Here is an 18,932-nt window from a genome sequence, read left to right as displayed (position 1 = left end):
GTGCTATGTTTCTAGTTTGATTTGCTTGCCAAACCACCTTTTTTACTGTTTACGTTAACCGTGAATTTAGTTCCGCCTTTTACCAACCATCTTACGGTTACGTAGGAGTTGCCTGGAATATTTTCTACCCTGATATTGGTTGGGTCTAGCTTCTGCTCGGTGGTAATTCCTAAATCACGATTGTTCACCACCATTCCCGCAACCACGGTTCCGCCTGTTAACGAAACGATATCTGGAATTTCGATATTGTTTTTAATGTCCTGGCTAGAGTGGGTTGGAATCATCCTCAAATTGCTCACTACCGCGGTAACTTGTTTTAATCCCGATCCAATCTCTTTCACTTCAATTTCATCGATGCTTAATTTTGGCGTATTATAGGCATGAAAAACACTAAAAGCCATGTTTCGGTGCGCATCGCTTTCCAACAAAAAGCCAGGATGCAAACGAGTATAGGTTTTCTTAAATCCTCCTATCTCGATATCTCCGTATTGAGGATGCTTATAAGGCTTCCAGTCTACAAAAGCATCTTTCATCAACAAATCCTTATCAAAAGTGTAAAGTTGGTCTTGAGTATTGTCTGCGCCAGCTTTGTTATACATCGCGTAACCTGTCCAAAGTTCATTGGAGAAAGTGTAAATTCCTCGGCCTCCGTAAAACCAATCCAACTCGCCACCAAATACAGAATAAAGATCTTTATAAACTACCAGGTAACGGTAGCCAGGCAACAACTCCTCACCTTTTTTGCCAAGTGCATCATATACACGCACGTCTTGTGCATTGTAAGTGTCTACATCTTCTGCCGCTCCAGGACCACGTAAGATCATCCCGCCATTGTTGTGATAAGATTGTGCCGCGGCAATGTTAGGATGTTTCATCACGAAATCTACCACCGCACGGTTCTCTGGAATAGAGAAGGGGTATTTATATGCGCCACCTTGGATGTAGTTGGGTTGCCAGTTCCAGCCCCAATCGCGGTTAGGATCATAAGCACCTTCGCCATCTTCATTCACCAAACCATCACCATCGTTGTCAATGCCTTCGGAACCTAAAATTTCATATTCTCCTTTTTCATCGTAACCCACAACAATCATTCGTCGTGAATCGCTAGGATCTACTTTATAACGACCGTTTGGATTTTTACGGCGCATCATGGTAATGTGTCCATCGCCATCCAAATCGTCGAAACCATCTTCGTTATCTACACCATCCCTATCATTGTCAATTGGAATTAAACCTGTACGTGGTGAATGTGCTGTATTGGCTTTGTGGATAAAACTATCTCTTGCATCGGGATTAATGGTAGGCACGATGTAAAAGGTTTTATCAGCCAATAACGATTGTACCGTTTGGTTGTTGGCGGCATACATTTCTACCAAATACCATGCAGTATAAAGGGCAAATTCACTTCCCTGTATTTCGTTAGAGTGGATATTTCCATCAATGTACATGGCTGGTTTCTGATCGGCGTTACCCACTTTATGATCGCTAATGCTCATGATCCAAAGGTCTTTGCCTTGATACGACTTACCAATGGTTTCTAGCTTGATCAGGTTGGGGTGGGCAGCTGCTAACTTTTTACAGATTTCTGTAATGGCCGCATAATCGTGATACCTGTTCCAACTGATGGGCACTTTTGGGTTTGGCGGTGTACCTACTGCCGCTAATATATTTTCTGGTTTTTGAGCTTTTAAGGTTACGGCACACAAAATCACCGCAGCCATTAGCATGTATTTCTTCATCCTCATTTGTTCTGTTTGATTAAAGTGTAACCTCTATTGATTTACTTCCTGTAGTTGGGCAGCCTGCGTGAATGGTCACTTTGCCATTGCCTTTGATGAGCCAAGTCAATTCTTTAAACTCTTTGCCCTGCAAACTTTCGATAGTTTGGTTCTTACGTCCACTCACCACTTCTTGTCCGTTTTTGCCGTTTACTTTTACGGCAATTTTTTTAAGGAAGTAACTACGGTCGCCTATTTTGGTGTAGGTAGATAAATCGCCAGTATTCAGCAATTGTACCGTCACGCGAGTAAGACCGTCTGTAAGTTTTTCTGTTTTAAGGTTCACAAATTCAATTTGTGGGGCCATGGCGGCAAGCGACACCAAAAAGTCGGTATGTTTGGCCACAATGTTATCTACCAACTTATAGGGCGGGTTGTTAAGCACAAAAGGATCTACACCGCCCACTTCTACTGTTTGTCCACCAAAATCTGGATGTGAAACAGCTTTCCACGGAGTGTAAGTATCGGAGATTCCTTCTTTAGCAGCCCAACGTAAATAGGCTGCCACAGGATCATCATTGGTAAATTTCTTTTCTTTCTTCGCCGAATCTGGAGCAACTTTCGGCACCCACCAGCCTGGTGTGCTAAAGCTTAAGCGACCATAGTGAAAATAAGCCCACTGCGAAAAATCGCCAGGCTCTGCTTGCGTTTTGGGTGCTTCTTTGGTTTTGGTGATTTTATTGTATCGTTCAGAAACCAAAGCATTAGATTTTGCATCGGCCTCAAACCAACTAGTAATGATTCTTTTGCTCAAACCTGCAGGATTAAATACCACAGGCGATGAAAGATTATTCGTCGGTCCGAAGGCAACTACCGCATATACGTTAAAGGCATCGAAAAGAAAATCGAACAATGCCCTGTTCTCCTTTTCAGAAACGGCATACTCTCCCGCTCCTGGGACAAAGTTTTTGTAGTTAAAGCTAGCGTTTTTGTTAAAACTCACGCCTCCCTCTCCATCTTCATTGAACTGCCCGTCTTTATCGTTATCTATTCCTTCTTGCAAAAGGATATAGGCCCCATTTTCGCCTTTGCTTGCATCAGCCAAAACAAGTGAACGGGGATCGTCTGGGTTCAGCTTGTATTTTCCTGTGGCATCCTTCACACGCATCCAAGTAATTTTGCCATTGCCATCTAAATCATCGAAACCATCTTCGTTCAGCTTTCCGTCGCGGTCATCATCGGTTTTGGTCGCATTGCCGCTGCGCTCGTATTTCAATTTCGCAAAATATTGCTCAGTAGCATCGGGGCTCATGTTTGGAAAAACATAAAAGGTTTGCTTGTTCAATAGGTTTTTAACGCTATCGACGTTTGAACTTGCCAATAGTTTTTCGGCAAAGCCGATGGCCATCTCCACGCCTAGAAGATGTTTTCCATCCACACCACCCACCACTGCAATAGCAGGTTTTTGATCGGCATTTTGGCCGCCCAAAGTCAGCATCCAAATGTCTTTTCCACCAAGCGTTTGGGTGAGTGTTTTTGATTTAATTAAGTTAGGGTATTTGCTGGTCAACGTTTTGATGCGCTGTGCCAAGCTGGCGCTGTTGCTATAATTTTGCGGCGATTGCGCAAAAAGACTAAGCGTAACAGACCCAAAAAGGAGGTAGGTTAGGTAAAGCTTTTTCTTCATCTTGGTTTGTAGTTATGCATGCAAGTTATGCAAAAAAGTGCTGGGCTAGCACACACCAAAACAAGATGTTACAATTGTTACAGATGGCAAAAGCTACCTAATGATTTTTCCTGTTTTATCTACCGTTACGTTAAACGGAGGCATATAATCTTGTAACAATACAGCAAGTTCTCTTCTTGAAATTTGTCGTTCTGCCTCAAATTTTGAAGTAAAAGCATAAGTAGTTTTCCATTTTTTCTCTACTTCCTTAAGCGTACTTTCTGGCGCTTTATTCCCTACATAGCAAATCATATCCAAGGCTGCGCCTATGGTAATCACCTCATTTTTGTAATCATCGAACCAAATTTGAGCTTTGTAATAATGGTCTTTTACTACTTCTTTGATGTCTGCTGTGCGTATTAGTTTTTCGCCGTTGAACAACAACTTCCCGTTAGTCTCTTCGGCTTTGATCACACCAGAAATACCCACCATTTGTATCGCTTTCCAATTAGCGTCTTTGATGCCAATATCTACAAAAGGCATCAGGTTGCTATTATAGGCAATGAGTTCACCTTGTATTTTTTTAAGATTTGATTCGGAAGTTCTTTGATTAAAAAAACCAGCAAAGGCTGCCACAGCCCCAGCTGCTTGCCCCATCAACATGCTAGAAGGATCGCTCACATAAACCAAATTTTCCTGCGTAGGCATCAGTAGCTGATATAGTGAAAAGATGGTGTTGGTGCTGCCAGCAATTTGTTTTCCCACTGCAATGTTGGTTTTGTAGATGGGATTTTGATAGCTGAACTTTTCCCAAGTTCCTACCGCAGAGGCATCAATTTTTAACGCCGCATTTAGTTTTTGATCGGCCGCATTGACGAAAACTTCGGGTCTAATGGTTTTACCGTCCGACAGTTTAAAAACCCAGCCCTTACCTGATCGATCTGCTTTTACCCACTGCACATTTTTGATGACTGTCAGGTTTTTGATGCTATCCGTCCATTGCACCAGCACCTGATTGGCGGTTTGCTTATCAAACGTTACTTCACCAACACTATCGTTCAACTGTTTAAACTTCTTCACCTTATTTAAAAAAGTAGCCTGTACACCTGAATGCAAGTCTTTTCCGATCGGTTCAATATCAAAGCCTCCTGCCTGCAACAACAGTACCGTTTTCACATTGGATTGAGCCGCCTGTATGGCAGCAGCCACCGCCGCATTGCCATTTCCAACCACAAAAACGTCTGGTTTTACGGTTTGCGCTTTTACTTGAACAAAAAGGAAGAAAGTAGAAAATATAAACAGATACTTTTTCATTGTGTTATGCAATGTGGTATGACGATGCTAATTTGCTTATAATTATAAGAAGTTTTATTGGCGTTTAACTATATTTAACAATTAATCTTCCACTTTGTGAGGCTATGAACAGAATTGGCTGCGTTTTCAAAAATCAGCAGGCGCATCATTTTGCGCTAAGGCAAACTAACGCCGTAGCGCGAATTGAGCAGCTACGAAAGCTCAAAGTGGCCATCGAAGAAAATGAAGATGATATTTTTTTGGCACTGTACAAAGATCTTGGAAAGAACCAATTTGAAGCTGCTGTTACCGAGGTTTTTTTCATTTACGGGGAGATTGATTTTGCCATTAAAAACCTCGGCAGTTGGATGGTTCCCAAGCGGATAGGCAAAACATTGAGCAACCCCTTTGCAAAAAATCGTATCTACTACGAACCCAAAGGTGTTTGTTTGATTATCGCTCCTTGGAATTATCCTTTTCAATTGGTCATGTCCCCACTGATTTCTGCCCTTGCTGCGGGAAACTGTATCATGGTGAAACCTTCGGAGCTTAGTCCAGCCACCAGTAAAGTCATCAGCAAAATCATCCTCAATACTTTTGATGAAGAACACATTGCCTGCATTGAGGGCAACGCCGAGATTTCTAAACAACTTCTGGAGCTCCCTTTTGACCATATCTTTTTTACTGGAAGCACCGAAATTGGAAAGGTTGTAATGACAGCGGCCGCCAAAAACCTCACTTCGGTAACGCTTGAGCTGGGAGGGAAATCTCCAACGATTATTGATAAAGAGGTGAATTTATCAAAGGCGGCACAAAAAATTGCCTGGGGGAAATTGGTCAATGCTGGGCAAACCTGTATTGCTCCCGATTACATTTTAATCCAAAAGGATTTAGTTGATGAATTTATAGGTTTGTACAAGCAGTTTGCCAGCGAAATGTATTTCAAAGCAAAAGAAGAAATCGATACCAAAGTTTACGGTAAAATCATCAGCAAAAAGCATTTTGATAGATTGGAGCATTTGATTAGTGATGCAGTAGAAAGAGGAGCGAGAATTAATTGGGGCGGTAAATCAGACGAAAAAACATCTCGCATTGATCCTGTGGTATTAACGCAGCTTCCAAAAGATGCAAGAATTATGGAAGAAGAAATCTTTGGCCCTATTTTGCCCATCATTCCCTATAATGACTTAACGGAAGCCATTGACTATGTGAACCAAAAGGCAAAACCTTTGGCTTTATATATTTTTAGCAAAAGTGATAGGAACATTAAAAAAATCATTAAATCAACTAGTGCTGGTGGTACCTGCATCAACGATGTTTTGGTGCATATTGCCAATCCGAAATTGCCTTTCGGCGGTGTAAATCATAGTGGAGCGGGAAGCAGTCACGGTTTTTTTGGATTTAAAACCTTTTCTCACGAACGCACTGTGGTTACCCAACGATCGCTTGATTTTAATAATCTTGTTTATCCCCCTTATAACACCAAACAGTGGGTGCTCAAACTATTGAGAAAGATCATGTAAGCTTCAAACCAAACAGATCATGAAAAAACTATTCTTCCTCTTCATTCTTTTTACGGCGGCCATTTCGGCATCTGCGCAAAAAGCATCCTTAAAGTCTTTTGTTTTTATGATTGGAAAATGGGAAATGAAAACAAAAAATGGAAAAATTGTGGAGCGCTGGCAATTGCACAAAGATAGCCTTACGGGTCAATCGCATCGGTTTAAAGAGACAGGAGACAGTGTTTTAACGGAAACGATTGTGCTTAAAAAAATCAAAGGCGAGTGGACTTTTTGCGTAACGGGCTACGAGAAAAATAACGAGGGCACTACCCATTTCAAATTGATAAGCAATCAAAACAACACCTTCACTTTTGAGAACAAACAGCACGACTTTCCGCAGCAAATTGTTTATCAAAGTAAAGGAAAAACAGAACTACTCGCTTGGATTGAAGGAGATATAGGCGGGAAGCACAGAAAAATGGAATTTCCTTACAAAAGAGCGGAGTAACTAAGCCACCTTTACCGAAGTCATGGTAAGCGAACCTCCTACCGCTTTGTCGTTAAACAAAAATGCCTGCTCACCTGGTTGCTGTAAGCCCAAAGTGTACATTAAAGGCAAATAGTGCTCTGGCGTGGGCACTGCCAAACGTACATCACTGCCCATTTGCTCAAATTTAATAAGTGCCTGATGGTCATGATTGAGAATTGCCGATTTGAATTTTTCGCTGGCTTCCAAAGCCCAATCGTACCCGCCACCATTCATCATTTCCCAACTTAACATGCGCAGGTTATGTACCATGTTGCCGCTGCCCAAAATCAAAACGCCTTTTCCTCGCAAAGCAGATAATTCCTTTGCTAAATCATAATGATATTGTGCGCCCTTGCTAAAATCAATGCTCAGTTGTAACACAGGAATATCGGCGTTGGGATACATGTGCCTAATTACCGTCCAAGCACCATGGTCTAAGCCCCAATCATGGTCCAAAGCCACAGAAGTTGAGGCAATCAATCCAGCGGTTTCTTTTGCCAGTTCAGGATTGCCTGGTGCTGGATATTGTACATCAAATAAAGCCTGCGGGAACCCTCCAAAATCATGAATAGTTGGTGGAAAATCCATTGCGGTAATTTTGGTGCCCAATGTAAACCAATGTGCCGAAACCACCAAAACCGCTGCGGGCTGCGGAATAGATTTGGCCATAGTTGCCCATCCATTACTAAACTCGTTTACCTCAATGCCATTCATTGGCGAGCCGTGGCCCATAAAAAGCACTGGCATTAAATCGCTTTGCGACAGGTTAGAGGTAAATGTTTTGAATTGCTGGAGTGTGTTCATTTTTTGTGTTTTAGCCACAGATACACAGGTTTTTTATATAAAGACATCTGTGTATCTGTGGCGTTTTTTCAAAAGCTATTTCGCTTTTACAAACTGCAAATTCAACACGATATTTACATCTTTTGCAATACCCGAACCAGTTGGGTCGTACTTAATATTGTAATCTAACCTGTTAATCGTAGTGCTTGCTGAAAATCCAGCTTTGGTATTTCCTTGTTGGTCTTTTGCCGTACCTCCGTAGACTACTGAGAAAGTCACCTCTTTAGTCACATCACGGATGGTCAATTTACCAGTAAGCGCATAACCATTTCCTTTTGTTTTTTTAAAGGAAGTGCTTACGAAAGTCATTTTAGGGAATTTTTCTGCGTTAAAGAAATCGTCTGATTTCAAGTGATTGTCACGCATATCTACGCTAGTGTTAATGCTGGCAACATCGGCAGAGAAATTAATTTTTGCATCCGTCAAATCTTCTTTTGACGAGGTAAACTCACCATCAAATTTTTTGAAAGAACCGTCTACAAATGAAATTCCAGAATGTTTAACCGAGAAATTCACAAAGGAGTGCATTGGGTCAACTTTCCACTTGGTTTGGGCAAACGTCGCTACGCTTAAGCTCGTTGCTAATAAAAATAAGAATAATCGCTTCATGGCTATTGTCTTTTATTAATGAACACAAAGCTACAACAGCAAGTTACAGAAAAAGTTGATGTATGATAAGAAAGTAAGTTAGATCTGATCCAGTGTTTTTCGCTTCAAATCTTGCTTAAACTCCGACGGCGTGATCCCTGTTTCTTTTTTAAACTGCGCCGATAAATGTGCTACGCTGCTGTAATTTAACTGAAAGGCAATTTCGCTCAAGGTCAGTTCGCCATAACTCAAAAGCTCCTTAACCCTTTCTATTTTTTGCTGGATGTAATAATGCTCAATGGTATTCTTTTCCTCGGCAGAAAAAACACTGCTCAAACTAGCGTAATCTGTATTGAGTTTGCTGGCCAGAAAATCAGAAAGGTTTACTTTTAGTGATTCTTTGGTGTAATGTACCAAGTCTACTACCGCCCCTTTGATTTGCGTAACCAACATCTTTCGTTTATCCTCTATTAATTCAAATCCGAGGGTTTCCAAAGCCAGCTTTACGCGTTGATATTGTTCGTTACTGAGCTCCTTTTCATCCAATTCCACCTCTCCCAAGGCGATGGTTTTTGTTTGAAGGCTCAGCTTTTCGAAAACATCACTCACCGCCATATTACAGCGGTTGCATACCATATTTTTGATGTAAAGCTTCATTAATTACTAAAGTAGATAATAAATTCTATAGCCTAAAATTGGGAAGAATAATTCAACTTTACTTAGACAATGATTTGCTTTTTAAATAACTTAGCGCCAAACCAATTTCTGATGAAAAAACTACTTTTGTTTTGTTTAGTGTTGCTTTGTCACACCACATTTGCCGCAAAACCTAAATATCAATATGTTAAAATTAGCACTAGCAAAGGCGAGTGTATTGTAAGGCTTTATAATGAAACCCCATTACATCGCGATAACTTTTTGAAGCTCGCTAAAGAAGGCTACTACAATGGCACTATTTTTCACCGAGTGATTAAAGATTTTATGATTCAAGGCGGCGACCCCGATTCGAAAAATGCCACTCCCAAAGCCAGTCTTGGCAATGGCGGTCCCGAATACAAAATTCCAGCAGAATTTCGAGACAGCATCTTTCACAAAAAAGGTGTTTTGGCCGCGGCCAGAGATAACAATCCCGAAAAAGCATCTAGCGGTAGCCAGTTTTATTTAGTGCAGGGAAAAGTTTTTACCGACGAACAACTGAACACCGTTGAAAAGAACCGATTAAAACATCAAATTCCAGCTTACCAAAGGGAGATTTATAAAACATTAGGGGGTACGCCACATTTAGATAGAAATTACACCGCTTATGGCGAAGTGGTTAAAGGCATAGAAATGATCGATGCCATTGCAGGCGTAGAAACTGGAGAAGCTAATCGGCCTAAAGAGGATGTGAAAATGACCATTACCGTTCTTAAAAAGAGAGAAGCAAAAAAATTGGAGAAAGAATTAAAAAAAGCAGAGACTAAGAAATAAGATGAAAATAATATCATACAACGTTAATGGCATTCGTGCCGCGGCCACCAAAGGTCTTTTTACTTGGTTGCAAGCTACCGATGCAGATATGGTTTGCCTACAAGAAGTAAAAGCACTTAAGGAGCAAATTCCTGATATTTTGGCGCTTATTGAGCAGTTAGGTTATCATCATTACTGGTTTCCAGCCGAGAAAAAAGGATATAGCGGTGTAGCTATCCTTACTAAAGTGAAACCCAATCATGTAGAATATGGTTGCGGCGAACAGTGGATTGATGCTGAGGGCAGGGTTTTAAGAGCCGATTTTGATGGCTTTTCATTGATGAGCTTATACATGCCTTCGGGTTCAAGTGGCGACGAAAGACAAGCCAAAAAATATGAGTTCATGTCTTTCTTCAACAGCTATATCGATGAGCTTCGGAAGACGCATCCAAACTTGATTATTTCTGGAGACTACAATATTTGCCACAGGGCGATAGACATTCACAACCCGAAATCCAACGCCAATTCCTCTGGTTTCTTGCCCGAAGAAAGGGAATGGATGGAGCTTTTCATCAATAATGGTTTTATCGATTCTTTCCGTCATTTTAACCAAGATCCACACCATTACACTTGGTGGAGCTACCGCGCGGGTGCCAGAGGCAAGAACTTAGGTTGGCGTATTGATTATCATTTAACCACCAAAGTATTGGAAAACCGCTTGAAAAGTGTCCGTATTTTACCTGATGCACTGCATAGTGACCATTGCCCTATTTTACTTGAATTAGTGTAGAAATTTAACTGGTTAATCGTTGAAACTGTTTAATAATTAACCAATTTTACAATTCAAACAATTAACCAAATATGCTGATCACCAATATCAAAGCCCTTGTTGGCGTACACCCTAAGGAAACGTATTTTCTTCGTGGCAGCGAATTAAATCAGCTTCCTGTTTTAGAAAATGCTTGGCTGTTGTTAGAGAACGGTTTGATTAAGGATTTTGGTCCCATGGGAAGCCTTCCTTCGTCAAGCGCCAAACTTGAAACGTTAGATGCCAAAGGCCGTTTTGTGTTTCCTTCTTGGTGCGATAGTCATACGCATATTGTATTTGCCGCACCCCGCGAAGAAGAGTTTGCGCTAAAAATTGCTGGTAAAACCTACGAGGAAATTGCCGCAGCAGGAGGCGGTATTCTAAATTCGGCCAATAAGTTGCAAAACGCCACCGAGGATGAGCTTTTTGAGAGTGCCAGCATTCGGTTAAAGGATATGATTAAACAGGGCACTGGAGCTTTAGAAATTAAAAGCGGTTACGGGCTAACGGTAGAAAGCGAGCTGAAAATGCTTCGAGTAATTCAGCGCTTAAAGGCAGCCTTCCCTATTCCCATCAAAGCAAGTTTGTTGGCGGCACACGCCTATCCTGCCGAGTTTAAAGAAGACCATCAGGGCTATATCAATTTAATCATCAATGAATTGATACCACTGGTAGCTCAAGAAAAACTAGCCGATTATATCGACGCTTTTTGCGAAAAAGGCTTCTTCTCATTAGAAGAAACTGCGCTCATTTTAGAAGCCGCAGCAAAATATGGACTTAAGCCTAAAATCCACGCCAATCAACTTTCCGTTTCTGGCGCAGTACAATTGGGCATACAACATCAGGCTGTATCTGTTGACCATTTGGAAGAAACCGACGAAGAGGTACTGACATCATTGAGTGAAAGTAACACCATTGCCACGCTTTTGCCCTCTTGTTCATTTTATATCAATATTCCTTTTGCCAACGCCAAGGGATTGATTGAACACAACGCCATTGTCGCATTAGCAAGCGACTACAACCCAGGATCAACACCTTCCGGTAATATGAATTTTGTGGTTTCTTTAGGCTGTATCAAGCTAAAAATGACTCCTCAACAAGCCATCAACGCCGCTACCATTAATGGCGCTGCGGCAATGGAATTAAGCGAACAGGTGGGCAGTATCGCCATTGGCAAAAGGGCAAATCTAATGATTACCCGACCGATGACTTCATTGGCATATTTGCCTTATAGTTTTGGTCAAAGCCAAATAGAAACGGTAATTTTAAACGGGGAAATTTACCATGGCTAGTTTCAAAATCTTTTCGCAAAGCGATATGCTAAATCTGGTGAATATCCGCAAGGGAGAAATCAAGCTTGGCGAAAGAGTAGCATACTACGATCAACAGGAGACCATCTCGATAGATTCTTTGAAACAGTCTTCTGCTAAATTTGTGCTTTTAGGTATTCCAGAGGATATTGGCGTAAGGGCTAATTATGGAACTGGTGGCGCAGATACTGCATGGAAACCTACTTTGAAAGCATTTTTAAATCTGCAACAGAATCCTTTTCTAAAAGGTGAAGATATTTTGGTGTTAGGCGAATTTGAAATTTCAGAAAACCCTTCTACTGATGTTACCGAACTAAGAAATGCTGTAAAGGAAATTGATGATTTGGTTTTTCCTATTATTCAAACCATTGTGCTATCTGGAAAAATCCCCATTGTGATTGGTGGTGGACACAACAATTGCTATCCCATCATCAAAGGAGCTTCTTTAGCAAAGGGAGAAGCCATCGATGTACTCAATATTGATGCACATACTGATTTACGCGACCCCAGCGAAGGCAGACATAGCGGAAATGGATTCAGTACAGCTATTATGGCAGGCTTTTTAGAGCAGTATCGAATCTTCGGCCTGCATGAAAATTATATAAGCGAAGCGCAACTAAATTTTATTGCTGCAAACAAGCGTATTAAAGCTACATATTTCGACAATTTACTCTCGAATGGAGAAGATCTCCCTTCGGTCCTACAAATACTCTTAAAAGACGTAAAATTGCCTTTGGGCTTAGAGATTGATCTAGATAGCATCACTGGTATTCTTTCTAGTGCCGCTACGCCTACAGGTTTTTCCCTAAACGAAGTACGTCAACTGATATTAACCGCCCAAAAGGAATTTTGCTACTTACATCTCTGCGAAGGCGCGATGCAATTAATAGATGGCAGAAGGGAAGAAACCATAGGCAAAACCATCGCCTACTTGATCAGTGATTTTATTAAAGCTCTTCGTCCTCGTAACGTTGAGCAGCCTTCATCATAATTTCCATTTCCGCTAACTGCGATTTGGTCAAAGGCTCTTCTTGCTCCTGCATTTCAAAAATAGCAATCATCGTTTCTTCGTATTGCTTTTCAGTCGTTATTCTAAGATCCTTTTCCATAATTATCATTATTGACTAGTTTACAAAACTATAAATTTGTTTCGGAGTGATGCACAAATCTAATTTTATATCGTCTTTATGCACATCCGAAATATCTTCAGGCAAGATATCAAAAAGCGAAATGCCCACTTTTCTAGTATTAATTTCTGATAGGAATCGATCGTAAAATCCTTTACCATAACCCACACGATAACCGTGTTGATCAAAGGCCAGTAAGGGAACCAATACCATATCTATCCTGCCTTCGAAAATCTCTGTAGTCTGTGGCTCTGGAATATGATAATGATTTGCTTTTAAGTCTTCTTTTTGATAAGGATGGTGACTCATCGAATGGTCGCTAAAGTTTGACCTAGAGACTACAATGCTCATTTTAGAATGATTTTGCTGCAACCAGTCAATCAAAAGAAAAGTATCAGGTTCCCGCTTCTCCACAATAGGCAAAAAAACGTGGATGCTATTAATCCCAGAAAAATCGATGGTTTTAAATTGCGCCAAAAGCAGTTGGTTCAAGATCAGGAACTCGTCTTCCGACAACTCCCTTCTTTGCTGCAAGATTTCTTTTCTAATGGCAGATTTAAGCATAATTAAATGATCGAAATAAACAGTTTTTATTTACGCCTACTAAAAGCAGACGAATACGAAGTTATAAAAAATGGCCTTGGAAATATCCAAGGCCATCAATGCTTTGTCAAAAAAGTGGATAATATGAGTCCATAGATCAACCCATCCAAAATTCCCGACTTATTTTACACGTTCTACATACTCACCAGTACGCGTATCTATTTTAATTTTATCTCCTTGATTTACAAATAAAGGAACTTTAACTTCTACCCCATTTTCAAGCGTTGCTGCTTTTAAGGCATTTGTCGAAGTATCTCCTTTTACCGCAGGCTCTGAATAAGTAATTTCAAACTCAGCAAAGTTTGGTAATTGCGCCATAATCGGCTCTTCGCTTTCCATAGAAACCAAAACGCTCATTCCTTCTTTTAGGAACTTAATTGCACTGCCAAAAAGTGATTTTGAAACGTTAAACTGTTCAAAGCTCTCGTTATCCATTACCACTAAAAAGTCTCCATCTTCGTACAGGTATTGGTAATCGTTTGTTTCAACGCGACAAATCTCTACCGCTTCATCGGTATTCATACGTGCTTCAACGATTCTGCCAGTTTTAATGTTGCGAAATTTTCCAGTATAAAAGGCGCCCCCTTTACCAGGTGTGCGGTGATTCCACTCATCAACGGTTACCAGTTCTCCATTCACTCGAAGAATATTGCCGTTTTTTATTTCTGATGCTTTTGCCATAATAAGTACTCTTTGTTTTGAGATCGCAAAGTAAAGTAATTCTTCAAACTTTCCGTAAAAAAAGATGGCTTCGGGAACCACTCCGAAGCCACAATCAACCTAAACCTAAAACTAAACTATGAAAATTTATTTTACTCTTTCTATGTAATCCCCTGTTCTGGTATCAACCTTAACTTTGTCGCCTTGGTTAATAAACATGGGTACACGTATTTCAACTCCAGTTTCAACAGTCGCATATTTTTGTGCATTTGTTGAAGTATTGCCTTTTACTGCAGGCTCAGTGTAGGTAATTTCCAACTCTACGTTTTGAGGTAACTGAGCCATAATTGGTTCTTCACTTTCGAAAGCCACAATTACGTTCATTCCTTCTTTTAAGAACTTAATCCCGTCGCCAAATAAAAACTTAGGCACGTTATATTGTTCGTAGGTAGTGTTGTCCATGATCACCAAAAAAGTACCATCTTCGTACAAATATTGATAATCGTTGGTTTCTACACGACAAATTTCTACCTCCTCATCAACGCGAAAACGATATTCAACCAGTTTACCAGTTTTTACGTTACGCATTCTTGCTTGATAGAAAGCTCTCAAATTTCCTGGTGTACGGTGAATAAATTCTTCTACCTGTACTAAATCTCCGTTAAAACGAAGAATATTTCCATTCTTAATGTCAGATGCTTTTGCCATTTTCTTTTGAAACTTGCGCCTATATTTTGGCCCTCATTTCGTGCCGCAAAGGTATAGACTATTTTTTAATTAGACAATAGTGATTTTAAAATATTTTTTTCAAGTGCTTTTAACCCCTTTAAAGTCAGTTTTTAGCACTTTTATCATATTAATTTTACTTTTTATAATCTAAAATATTTAGCTGCTGCTTACAAAATTCGTACTCATAAGCCTGGTTGGAACCTACCAACACTAATCTATTCCCTGCATACTTCTCTATCAAACTTAAATACCAATCGGTGCCCTGAGCATCTAAATTGGAAGTAGGTTCATCAAGTGCCAAGATAGGTGTATCCGCACAAAAAGCCAAGGCCAACTTGGTTCTTTGCTTCATTCCAGAAGAAAAATATTTCAATGGTTTGTCTTGTGCCTTACTTAAAGCGAGTAAATCAAGTACCGCATCGGCATCAAGCCCTTGCTGATACTTTTTGAACTTAAAATGGAATTCTATCGTTTCCTGTAAGGTAAATTCTTCTACCAAATCCAAATAGGGAGCAGCTAAACTAATGTAGCTGAAAATGTGCTCGGGAAGAATCTCCTTGCCTTCTATATAGCTGATCTTACCTTCTGAAGGCGTTAAATTACCGAGAAGAACACTTAACAATGTAGACTTTCCAGAGCCGTTTGGCCCCAATATGGCGTATTGATTTCCCTGAGCAAAAGTGTAGCTGATCTCCTTAAAGATCCACTCCTTATTGAATCGCCTACCTAAATGCTCTAGGGTAATTTGCATACAGAATTAGCTTCCTGAGCCAAAGCCTCTCATCACTCCTCGGTTAGAGTTACGAATGAAATCTACAATCTCATCACGAATTTCAGTAGGCTGAAACTCTGCTTCAATCATATCTAATGCCTTGGTTACGTTATTGTTTTTCACAAAAAGGACACGGTAAATCTCCTGGATCTCGTTGATCTGCTCCGAAGAAAACCCTCTACGACGTAAACCGACAGAGTTAATTCCTACATAAGAAAGTGGCTCTCGAGCCGCTTTTACGTAGGGAGGAACGTCTTTACGTACTAATGAACCTCCAGTTACAAAGGCATGCGAACCTACTTTTACAAATTGGTGTATTGCCACCAGACCTGCTAAAACTACGTAATCTCCAATGGTAATATGTCCTGCTAGAGTGGTACTATTCGAAAATATACAGTTGTTTCCTATGTAGCAATCGTGTGCGATATGCGAATAAGCTTGGATTAAGCAATTACTCCCTACTACCGTGCGCCATTTATCTTTAGTACCCCTGTTAATGGTTACACACTCTCTAATGGTGGTGTTATCGCCTATTTCAGCAGTGGTGATTTCGCCTGCGAATTTTAAATCCTGCGGAATACCAGAGATCACAGAGCCAGGGAAAATACGGCAGTTTTTGCCAATCCGGGCACCGTCCATAATCACCACATTAGAGCCAATCCAAGTGCCTTCTCCAATTTCTACATCTTTGTGTATGACCGCAAAAGGCTCAACAACTACATTATCTGCAATTTTAGCTTGTGGGTGTATATATGCTAGGGGTTGTATCATTTTGTGGTTTCGCTGTCTTTTACTTTAACTATTTGTGCCATCATTTCTGCTTCAACGGCTATTCTGTCGCCAACCATTCCTACGCCTTTCATTTGGGCAATCCCTCTACGGATAGGTTCTACCAAATCGCATCTAAAAACGATGGTATCACCAGGTAGCACTTGCGCTCTGAAACGAACGTTATCAATTTTAAGGAAGTAGGTAAGGTAATTTTCTGGATCTGGCACGGTACTCAACACCAATATGCCTCCCGTTTGGGCCATCGCTTCAATTTGTAACACTCCTGGAAATACAGGAGCCCCAGGAAAATGTCCTTTGAAAAACTCCTCATTCATGGTTACGTTTTTAACACCTACCACGTGGGTTTTCGATAGTTCCATCACCTTGTCCACAAACAAGAACGGTTGTCTGTGTGGTAAAATCTTCATGACTTCTACCGTATCGAAAAGAGGCTTAGCGTTAACGTCATAAGCAGTCGTTTTCTTTTTACCTTTGTCTTTTTTGATCGCAGCTTTAATCTTTTTTGCAAAAGCTACATTGGCAGCATGCCCTGGTCTAGCGGCCATAATATGACCTTTTAAGTGCATCCCTACCAAAGCCAAATCTCCAATCATGTCCAATAGTTTATGACGGGCAGGCTCATTTTGGTAGCGTAGCTCCATGTTATTTAAAATACCCTGTGGCGCAACATCTATTTCTTCTCTATTGAAGATCTTAGCTAGGTGTCTTAACTCGTCTTGGGTAACTTCCTTGTCTACAATAACGATTGCATTGTTCAAATCGCCACCTTTGATCAGGTTATGCTGTAACTGATATTCTAACTCGTGTAAAAAACAGAAAGTACGACAAGAAGCGATTTCTTTTTTGAACTCGCCAATACTGGTAATTCCTGCGTGTTGGCTGCCCAATACTGGAGAGTTATAGTCGATCATACACGTAAAACGGTAATCGTCTAAGGGCATCGCTACAATTTCTACGCTTCTCTCTGGTTCGGTATAAGTAATGTTATGAGGAATGGTATAGTACTCTCTATCGGCGCTTTGCAAAGTGCTGCCAATCTGTTCCAATACCTCAATAAATTTGATGGAACTTCCATCCATAATTGGGGTTTCTGGACCGTCAACTTTGATCAGAACGTTATCTAGGTCCATACCCACCAAAGAGGCCATTACGTGCTCGACCGTACTAACGCTTGCTCCGTTTTGAGAAATGGTAGTTCCCCTAGCGGTGTCGGTTACGTTGTCACAATCTGCATCGATTATTGGTTCTCCGGGCAAATCCACCCGCTGAAATTTAAAGCCGTGATTTTCTGGTGCCGGGCAAAAAGTCAAGGTTACATTCGCTCCGGTGTGAAGTCCAACGCCTTTAACCGAGATTTCGCCTTTAATAGTTCTTTGCTTAACGTTCATTATTGTGTTTGTGTTGTTGTCAATTTCTCAATGATAGCTGTAAGATTCGCTATCTTAGCTTCTAATTCTCGTACTCTTTTGTCAACTTCTGGCAACTTCTTAAATATCACGGTTGAGCGCATCCACTCCTTTAAGGGTTGGGCCGGACTTCCATGCCATTGTTTATTTTCTTCGGTATCAAAATTTATTCCTGCCTGTGCGCCAACTTGGGTTCCTTTACCCAAAGTTAGGTGGCCAGCAATACCCACTTGACCGCCAATCACCGAATTTTCTCCCAGCTTGGTGCTGCCAGAAATTCCGCTTTGAGCCGCAACCACCGAGTGCGATCCCACATCTACGTTATGTGCAATCTGTATCAGGTTATCTAACTTAACGCCTTTGCGTACGTAGGTAGATCCCATGGTTGCTCTATCAATCGTGGTATTAGCTCCAATCTCCACATCATCTTCGATCACCACATTCCCAATTTGGGCTATTTTATTATAAGAGCCATCGACTTGAGGCGCAAAGCCAAAACCATCGCTACCAATCACTGCATTAGCATGGATAATTACCCTATTGCCTACTACTGTATGCTTATAGAGCTTTACCCCAGGAAAAATTACTCCTTCTGCGCCTACTTTGGTATCCGCACCAATGTAGGTTTGCGCATGTATCTTGGTGTTATCGCCAATCTCTACGTTTTCTTCTACACAACAAAATGGACCGATATACACATTTTGGCCAATTTTCGCTGTGGGATGAACATAAGATGAGTTGTGAATTCCAACTTCGTCTTTGCTCATGTTCAGCACTTCGTTGTATTTATCCAACAAAATAGAAAAAGCACTGTAAGGATCCTTCACTTTCACCAAGGTACTTTTTATAGGCTGTAAAGCCACAAAATCTTGGGAAACGATGACTACAGACGCTTCTGTTTTATAAAGATAATTTTCGTATTTGGGATTAGATAAGAAGCAAAGAGAGCCAGCAGCGCCATCTTCTATTTTAGAAAGCGTACTCACTTGAGCGTTTTCATCGCCTTCTATGGTTCCATTTAAAAATTCGCCTATCTGCTTGGCAGTAAATTGCATCCTACAAAGTTAAATGTTAAATTGATATGAACAAATTATCCGTATTGTGTCTTGATAAGACCAAATAACGAGATTTTTGGTT

20 protein-coding genes are annotated in these 18,932 nt (G+C 40.7%); 6 read left to right on the top strand and 14 right to left on the bottom strand.

Features of this window, described 5'->3' with window-relative positions; genetic code table 11:
* Nucleotides 1-11: 11 nt before the first annotated feature.
* The 3 genes from DUT70_RS12085 to DUT70_RS12075 all read right to left on the bottom strand — a co-directional run bounded on the left by DUT70_RS12085 (nt 12) and on the right by DUT70_RS12075 (nt 4,698).
* Entirely contained in the window at nt 12-1,739 is a 1,728-nt protein-coding gene (locus DUT70_RS12085) for a M14 family metallopeptidase (RefSeq protein WP_113647589.1), read from the bottom strand.
* Nucleotides 1,740-1,758: 19 nt separating this feature from the next.
* Nucleotides 1,759-3,405 (bottom strand): M14 family metallopeptidase, encoded by a 1,647-nt coding sequence (locus DUT70_RS12080; RefSeq protein ID WP_113647588.1) that lies wholly within the window; start codon nt 3,403-3,405, stop codon nt 1,759-1,761.
* A gap of 93 nt (nt 3,406-3,498) precedes the next feature.
* A complete protein-coding gene (locus DUT70_RS12075; protein ID WP_113647587.1) occupies nt 3,499-4,698 on the bottom strand; it encodes an FAD-dependent oxidoreductase in 1,200 nt (399 codons plus the stop codon).
* Between the two features lie 104 nt (nt 4,699-4,802).
* Here DUT70_RS12075 and DUT70_RS12070 point away from each other — a divergent pair, with 104 nt between their 5' ends.
* Nucleotides 4,803-6,200 carry an aldehyde dehydrogenase family protein gene (locus DUT70_RS12070; RefSeq protein ID WP_113647586.1) on the top strand — a complete coding sequence of 466 codons (1,398 nt, stop codon included), beginning with the start codon at nt 4,803-4,805 and terminating at the stop codon, nt 6,198-6,200.
* A 19-nt stretch (nt 6,201-6,219) separates the two neighbouring features.
* Nucleotides 6,220-6,687, top strand: coding sequence for a DUF6265 family protein (locus tag DUT70_RS12065; protein WP_113647585.1), 468 nt, complete (start codon nt 6,220-6,222; stop codon nt 6,685-6,687).
* Here the strand turns inward: DUT70_RS12065 and ygiD are convergent, their stop codons facing one another.
* From ygiD to DUT70_RS12050, 3 genes are all read right to left on the bottom strand, one after another.
* The gene (gene ygiD / locus DUT70_RS12060) at nt 6,688-7,512 is read right to left on the bottom strand and encodes a 4,5-DOPA-extradiol-dioxygenase (RefSeq protein ID WP_113647742.1); all 825 of its coding nucleotides are present in this window, start codon (nt 7,510-7,512) and stop codon (nt 6,688-6,690) included. It lies immediately after the preceding gene.
* 75 nt (nt 7,513-7,587) lie between these two features.
* Nucleotides 7,588-8,160, bottom strand: a complete 573-nt coding sequence (locus DUT70_RS12055) for a YceI family protein (RefSeq protein ID WP_113647584.1) — start codon at nt 8,158-8,160, stop codon at nt 7,588-7,590.
* 78 nt (nt 8,161-8,238) lie between these two features.
* The gene (locus tag DUT70_RS12050) at nt 8,239-8,796 is read right to left on the bottom strand and encodes a helix-turn-helix domain-containing protein (RefSeq protein WP_113647583.1); all 558 of its coding nucleotides are present in this window, start codon (nt 8,794-8,796) and stop codon (nt 8,239-8,241) included.
* 111 nt (nt 8,797-8,907) lie between these two features.
* On the opposite strand from DUT70_RS12050, the gene DUT70_RS12045 reads away from it, so the two are divergent.
* The 4 genes from DUT70_RS12045 (at nt 8,908) to DUT70_RS12030 (ending at nt 12,697) form a co-directional block, all read left to right on the top strand.
* Complete coding sequence (locus tag DUT70_RS12045) at nt 8,908-9,609, top strand: peptidylprolyl isomerase (RefSeq protein ID WP_113647582.1); 702 nt, start codon at nt 8,908-8,910, stop codon at nt 9,607-9,609.
* Between the two features lies 1 nt (nt 9,610).
* A complete protein-coding gene (locus tag DUT70_RS12040) occupies nt 9,611-10,378 on the top strand; it encodes an exodeoxyribonuclease III (RefSeq protein WP_113647581.1) in 768 nt (255 codons plus the stop codon).
* Between the two features lie 71 nt (nt 10,379-10,449).
* On the top strand, nt 10,450-11,688 hold the full coding sequence (gene hutI / locus DUT70_RS12035; RefSeq protein ID WP_113647580.1) for an imidazolonepropionase: 1,239 nt from the start codon (nt 10,450-10,452) through the stop codon (nt 11,686-11,688).
* Complete coding sequence (locus DUT70_RS12030) at nt 11,681-12,697, top strand: formimidoylglutamase (protein ID WP_113647579.1); 1,017 nt, start codon at nt 11,681-11,683, stop codon at nt 12,695-12,697. Before hutI ends, DUT70_RS12030 begins: the two co-directional genes overlap by 8 nt.
* Here the strand turns inward: DUT70_RS12030 and DUT70_RS21185 are convergent.
* The 8 genes from DUT70_RS21185 to lpxD all read right to left on the bottom strand — a co-directional run bounded on the left by DUT70_RS21185 (nt 12,654) and on the right by lpxD (nt 18,850).
* On the bottom strand, nt 12,654-12,815 hold the full coding sequence (locus DUT70_RS21185) for a hypothetical protein (RefSeq protein WP_162926619.1): 162 nt from the start codon (nt 12,813-12,815) through the stop codon (nt 12,654-12,656). The two genes, DUT70_RS12030 and DUT70_RS21185, sit on opposite strands and share 44 nt — an antisense overlap.
* Before the next feature lie 15 nt (nt 12,816-12,830).
* A complete protein-coding gene (locus tag DUT70_RS12025) occupies nt 12,831-13,397 on the bottom strand; it encodes a 5-formyltetrahydrofolate cyclo-ligase (protein WP_113647578.1) in 567 nt (188 codons plus the stop codon).
* 159 nt (nt 13,398-13,556) lie between these two features.
* Nucleotides 13,557-14,117, bottom strand: coding sequence for an elongation factor P (efp, locus tag DUT70_RS12020; protein WP_113647577.1), 561 nt, complete (start codon nt 14,115-14,117; stop codon nt 13,557-13,559).
* Between the two features lie 126 nt (nt 14,118-14,243).
* Nucleotides 14,244-14,804 carry an elongation factor P gene (gene efp, locus DUT70_RS12015; RefSeq protein ID WP_113647576.1) on the bottom strand — a complete coding sequence of 187 codons (561 nt, stop codon included), beginning with the start codon at nt 14,802-14,804 and terminating at the stop codon, nt 14,244-14,246.
* A gap of 154 nt (nt 14,805-14,958) precedes the next feature.
* The gene (locus DUT70_RS12010; RefSeq protein ID WP_113647575.1) at nt 14,959-15,576 is read right to left on the bottom strand and encodes an ABC transporter ATP-binding protein; all 618 of its coding nucleotides are present in this window, start codon (nt 15,574-15,576) and stop codon (nt 14,959-14,961) included.
* Between the two features lie 6 nt (nt 15,577-15,582).
* Entirely contained in the window at nt 15,583-16,368 is a 786-nt protein-coding gene (gene lpxA, locus DUT70_RS12005; protein ID WP_113647574.1) for an acyl-ACP--UDP-N-acetylglucosamine O-acyltransferase, read from the bottom strand.
* Nucleotides 16,365-17,777 (bottom strand): bifunctional UDP-3-O-[3-hydroxymyristoyl] N-acetylglucosamine deacetylase/3-hydroxyacyl-ACP dehydratase, encoded by a 1,413-nt coding sequence (locus DUT70_RS12000; RefSeq protein WP_113647573.1) that lies wholly within the window; start codon nt 17,775-17,777, stop codon nt 16,365-16,367. Before DUT70_RS12000 ends, lpxA begins: the two co-directional genes overlap by 4 nt.
* Nucleotides 17,777-18,850: a UDP-3-O-(3-hydroxymyristoyl)glucosamine N-acyltransferase gene (lpxD, locus tag DUT70_RS11995; protein WP_113647572.1), complete on the bottom strand. Its 1,074-nt coding sequence runs from the start codon at nt 18,848-18,850 to the stop codon at nt 17,777-17,779. Before lpxD ends, DUT70_RS12000 begins: the two co-directional genes overlap by 1 nt.
* Nucleotides 18,851-18,932 lie beyond the last annotated feature (82 nt).

The sequence above is a fragment of the Pedobacter chitinilyticus genome (assembly GCF_003313385.1).
In the GTDB taxonomy this organism is placed as follows: domain Bacteria; phylum Bacteroidota; class Bacteroidia; order Sphingobacteriales; family Sphingobacteriaceae; genus Pedobacter; species Pedobacter chitinilyticus.
This window is presented reverse-complemented; position numbering and strand designations above follow the sequence as displayed.

Coding starts and splice junctions, on each gene's coding strand:
- DUT70_RS12085 (WP_113647589.1), bottom strand. CDS start 1,739: ATGAAGAAATACATGCTAATGGCTGCGGTGATTTTGTGTGCCGTAACC.
- DUT70_RS12080 (WP_113647588.1), bottom strand. CDS start 3,405: ATGAAGAAAAAGCTTTACCTAACCTACCTCCTTTTTGGGTCTGTTACG.
- DUT70_RS12075 (WP_113647587.1), bottom strand. CDS start 4,698: ATGAAAAAGTATCTGTTTATATTTTCTACTTTCTTCCTTTTTGTTCAA.
- DUT70_RS12070 (WP_113647586.1), top strand. CDS start 4,803: ATGAACAGAATTGGCTGCGTTTTCAAAAATCAGCAGGCGCATCATTTT.
- DUT70_RS12065 (WP_113647585.1), top strand. CDS start 6,220: ATGAAAAAACTATTCTTCCTCTTCATTCTTTTTACGGCGGCCATTTCG.
- ygiD (WP_113647742.1), bottom strand. CDS start 7,512: ATGAACACACTCCAGCAATTCAAAACATTTACCTCTAACCTGTCGCAA.
- DUT70_RS12055 (WP_113647584.1), bottom strand. CDS start 8,160: ATGAAGCGATTATTCTTATTTTTATTAGCAACGAGCTTAAGCGTAGCG.
- DUT70_RS12050 (WP_113647583.1), bottom strand. CDS start 8,796: ATGAAGCTTTACATCAAAAATATGGTATGCAACCGCTGTAATATGGCG.
- DUT70_RS12045 (WP_113647582.1), top strand. CDS start 8,908: ATGAAAAAACTACTTTTGTTTTGTTTAGTGTTGCTTTGTCACACCACA.
- DUT70_RS12040 (WP_113647581.1), top strand. CDS start 9,611: ATGAAAATAATATCATACAACGTTAATGGCATTCGTGCCGCGGCCACC.
- hutI (WP_113647580.1), top strand. CDS start 10,450: ATGCTGATCACCAATATCAAAGCCCTTGTTGGCGTACACCCTAAGGAA.
- DUT70_RS12030 (WP_113647579.1), top strand. CDS start 11,681: ATGGCTAGTTTCAAAATCTTTTCGCAAAGCGATATGCTAAATCTGGTG.
- DUT70_RS21185 (WP_162926619.1), bottom strand. CDS start 12,815: ATGGAAAAGGATCTTAGAATAACGACTGAAAAGCAATACGAAGAAACG.
- DUT70_RS12025 (WP_113647578.1), bottom strand. CDS start 13,397: ATGCTTAAATCTGCCATTAGAAAAGAAATCTTGCAGCAAAGAAGGGAG.
- efp (WP_113647577.1), bottom strand. CDS start 14,117: ATGGCAAAAGCATCAGAAATAAAAAACGGCAATATTCTTCGAGTGAAT.
- efp (WP_113647576.1), bottom strand. CDS start 14,804: ATGGCAAAAGCATCTGACATTAAGAATGGAAATATTCTTCGTTTTAAC.
- DUT70_RS12010 (WP_113647575.1), bottom strand. CDS start 15,576: ATGCAAATTACCCTAGAGCATTTAGGTAGGCGATTCAATAAGGAGTGG.
- lpxA (WP_113647574.1), bottom strand. CDS start 16,368: ATGATACAACCCCTAGCATATATACACCCACAAGCTAAAATTGCAGAT.
- DUT70_RS12000 (WP_113647573.1), bottom strand. CDS start 17,777: ATGAACGTTAAGCAAAGAACTATTAAAGGCGAAATCTCGGTTAAAGGC.
- lpxD (WP_113647572.1), bottom strand. CDS start 18,850: ATGCAATTTACTGCCAAGCAGATAGGCGAATTTTTAAATGGAACCATA.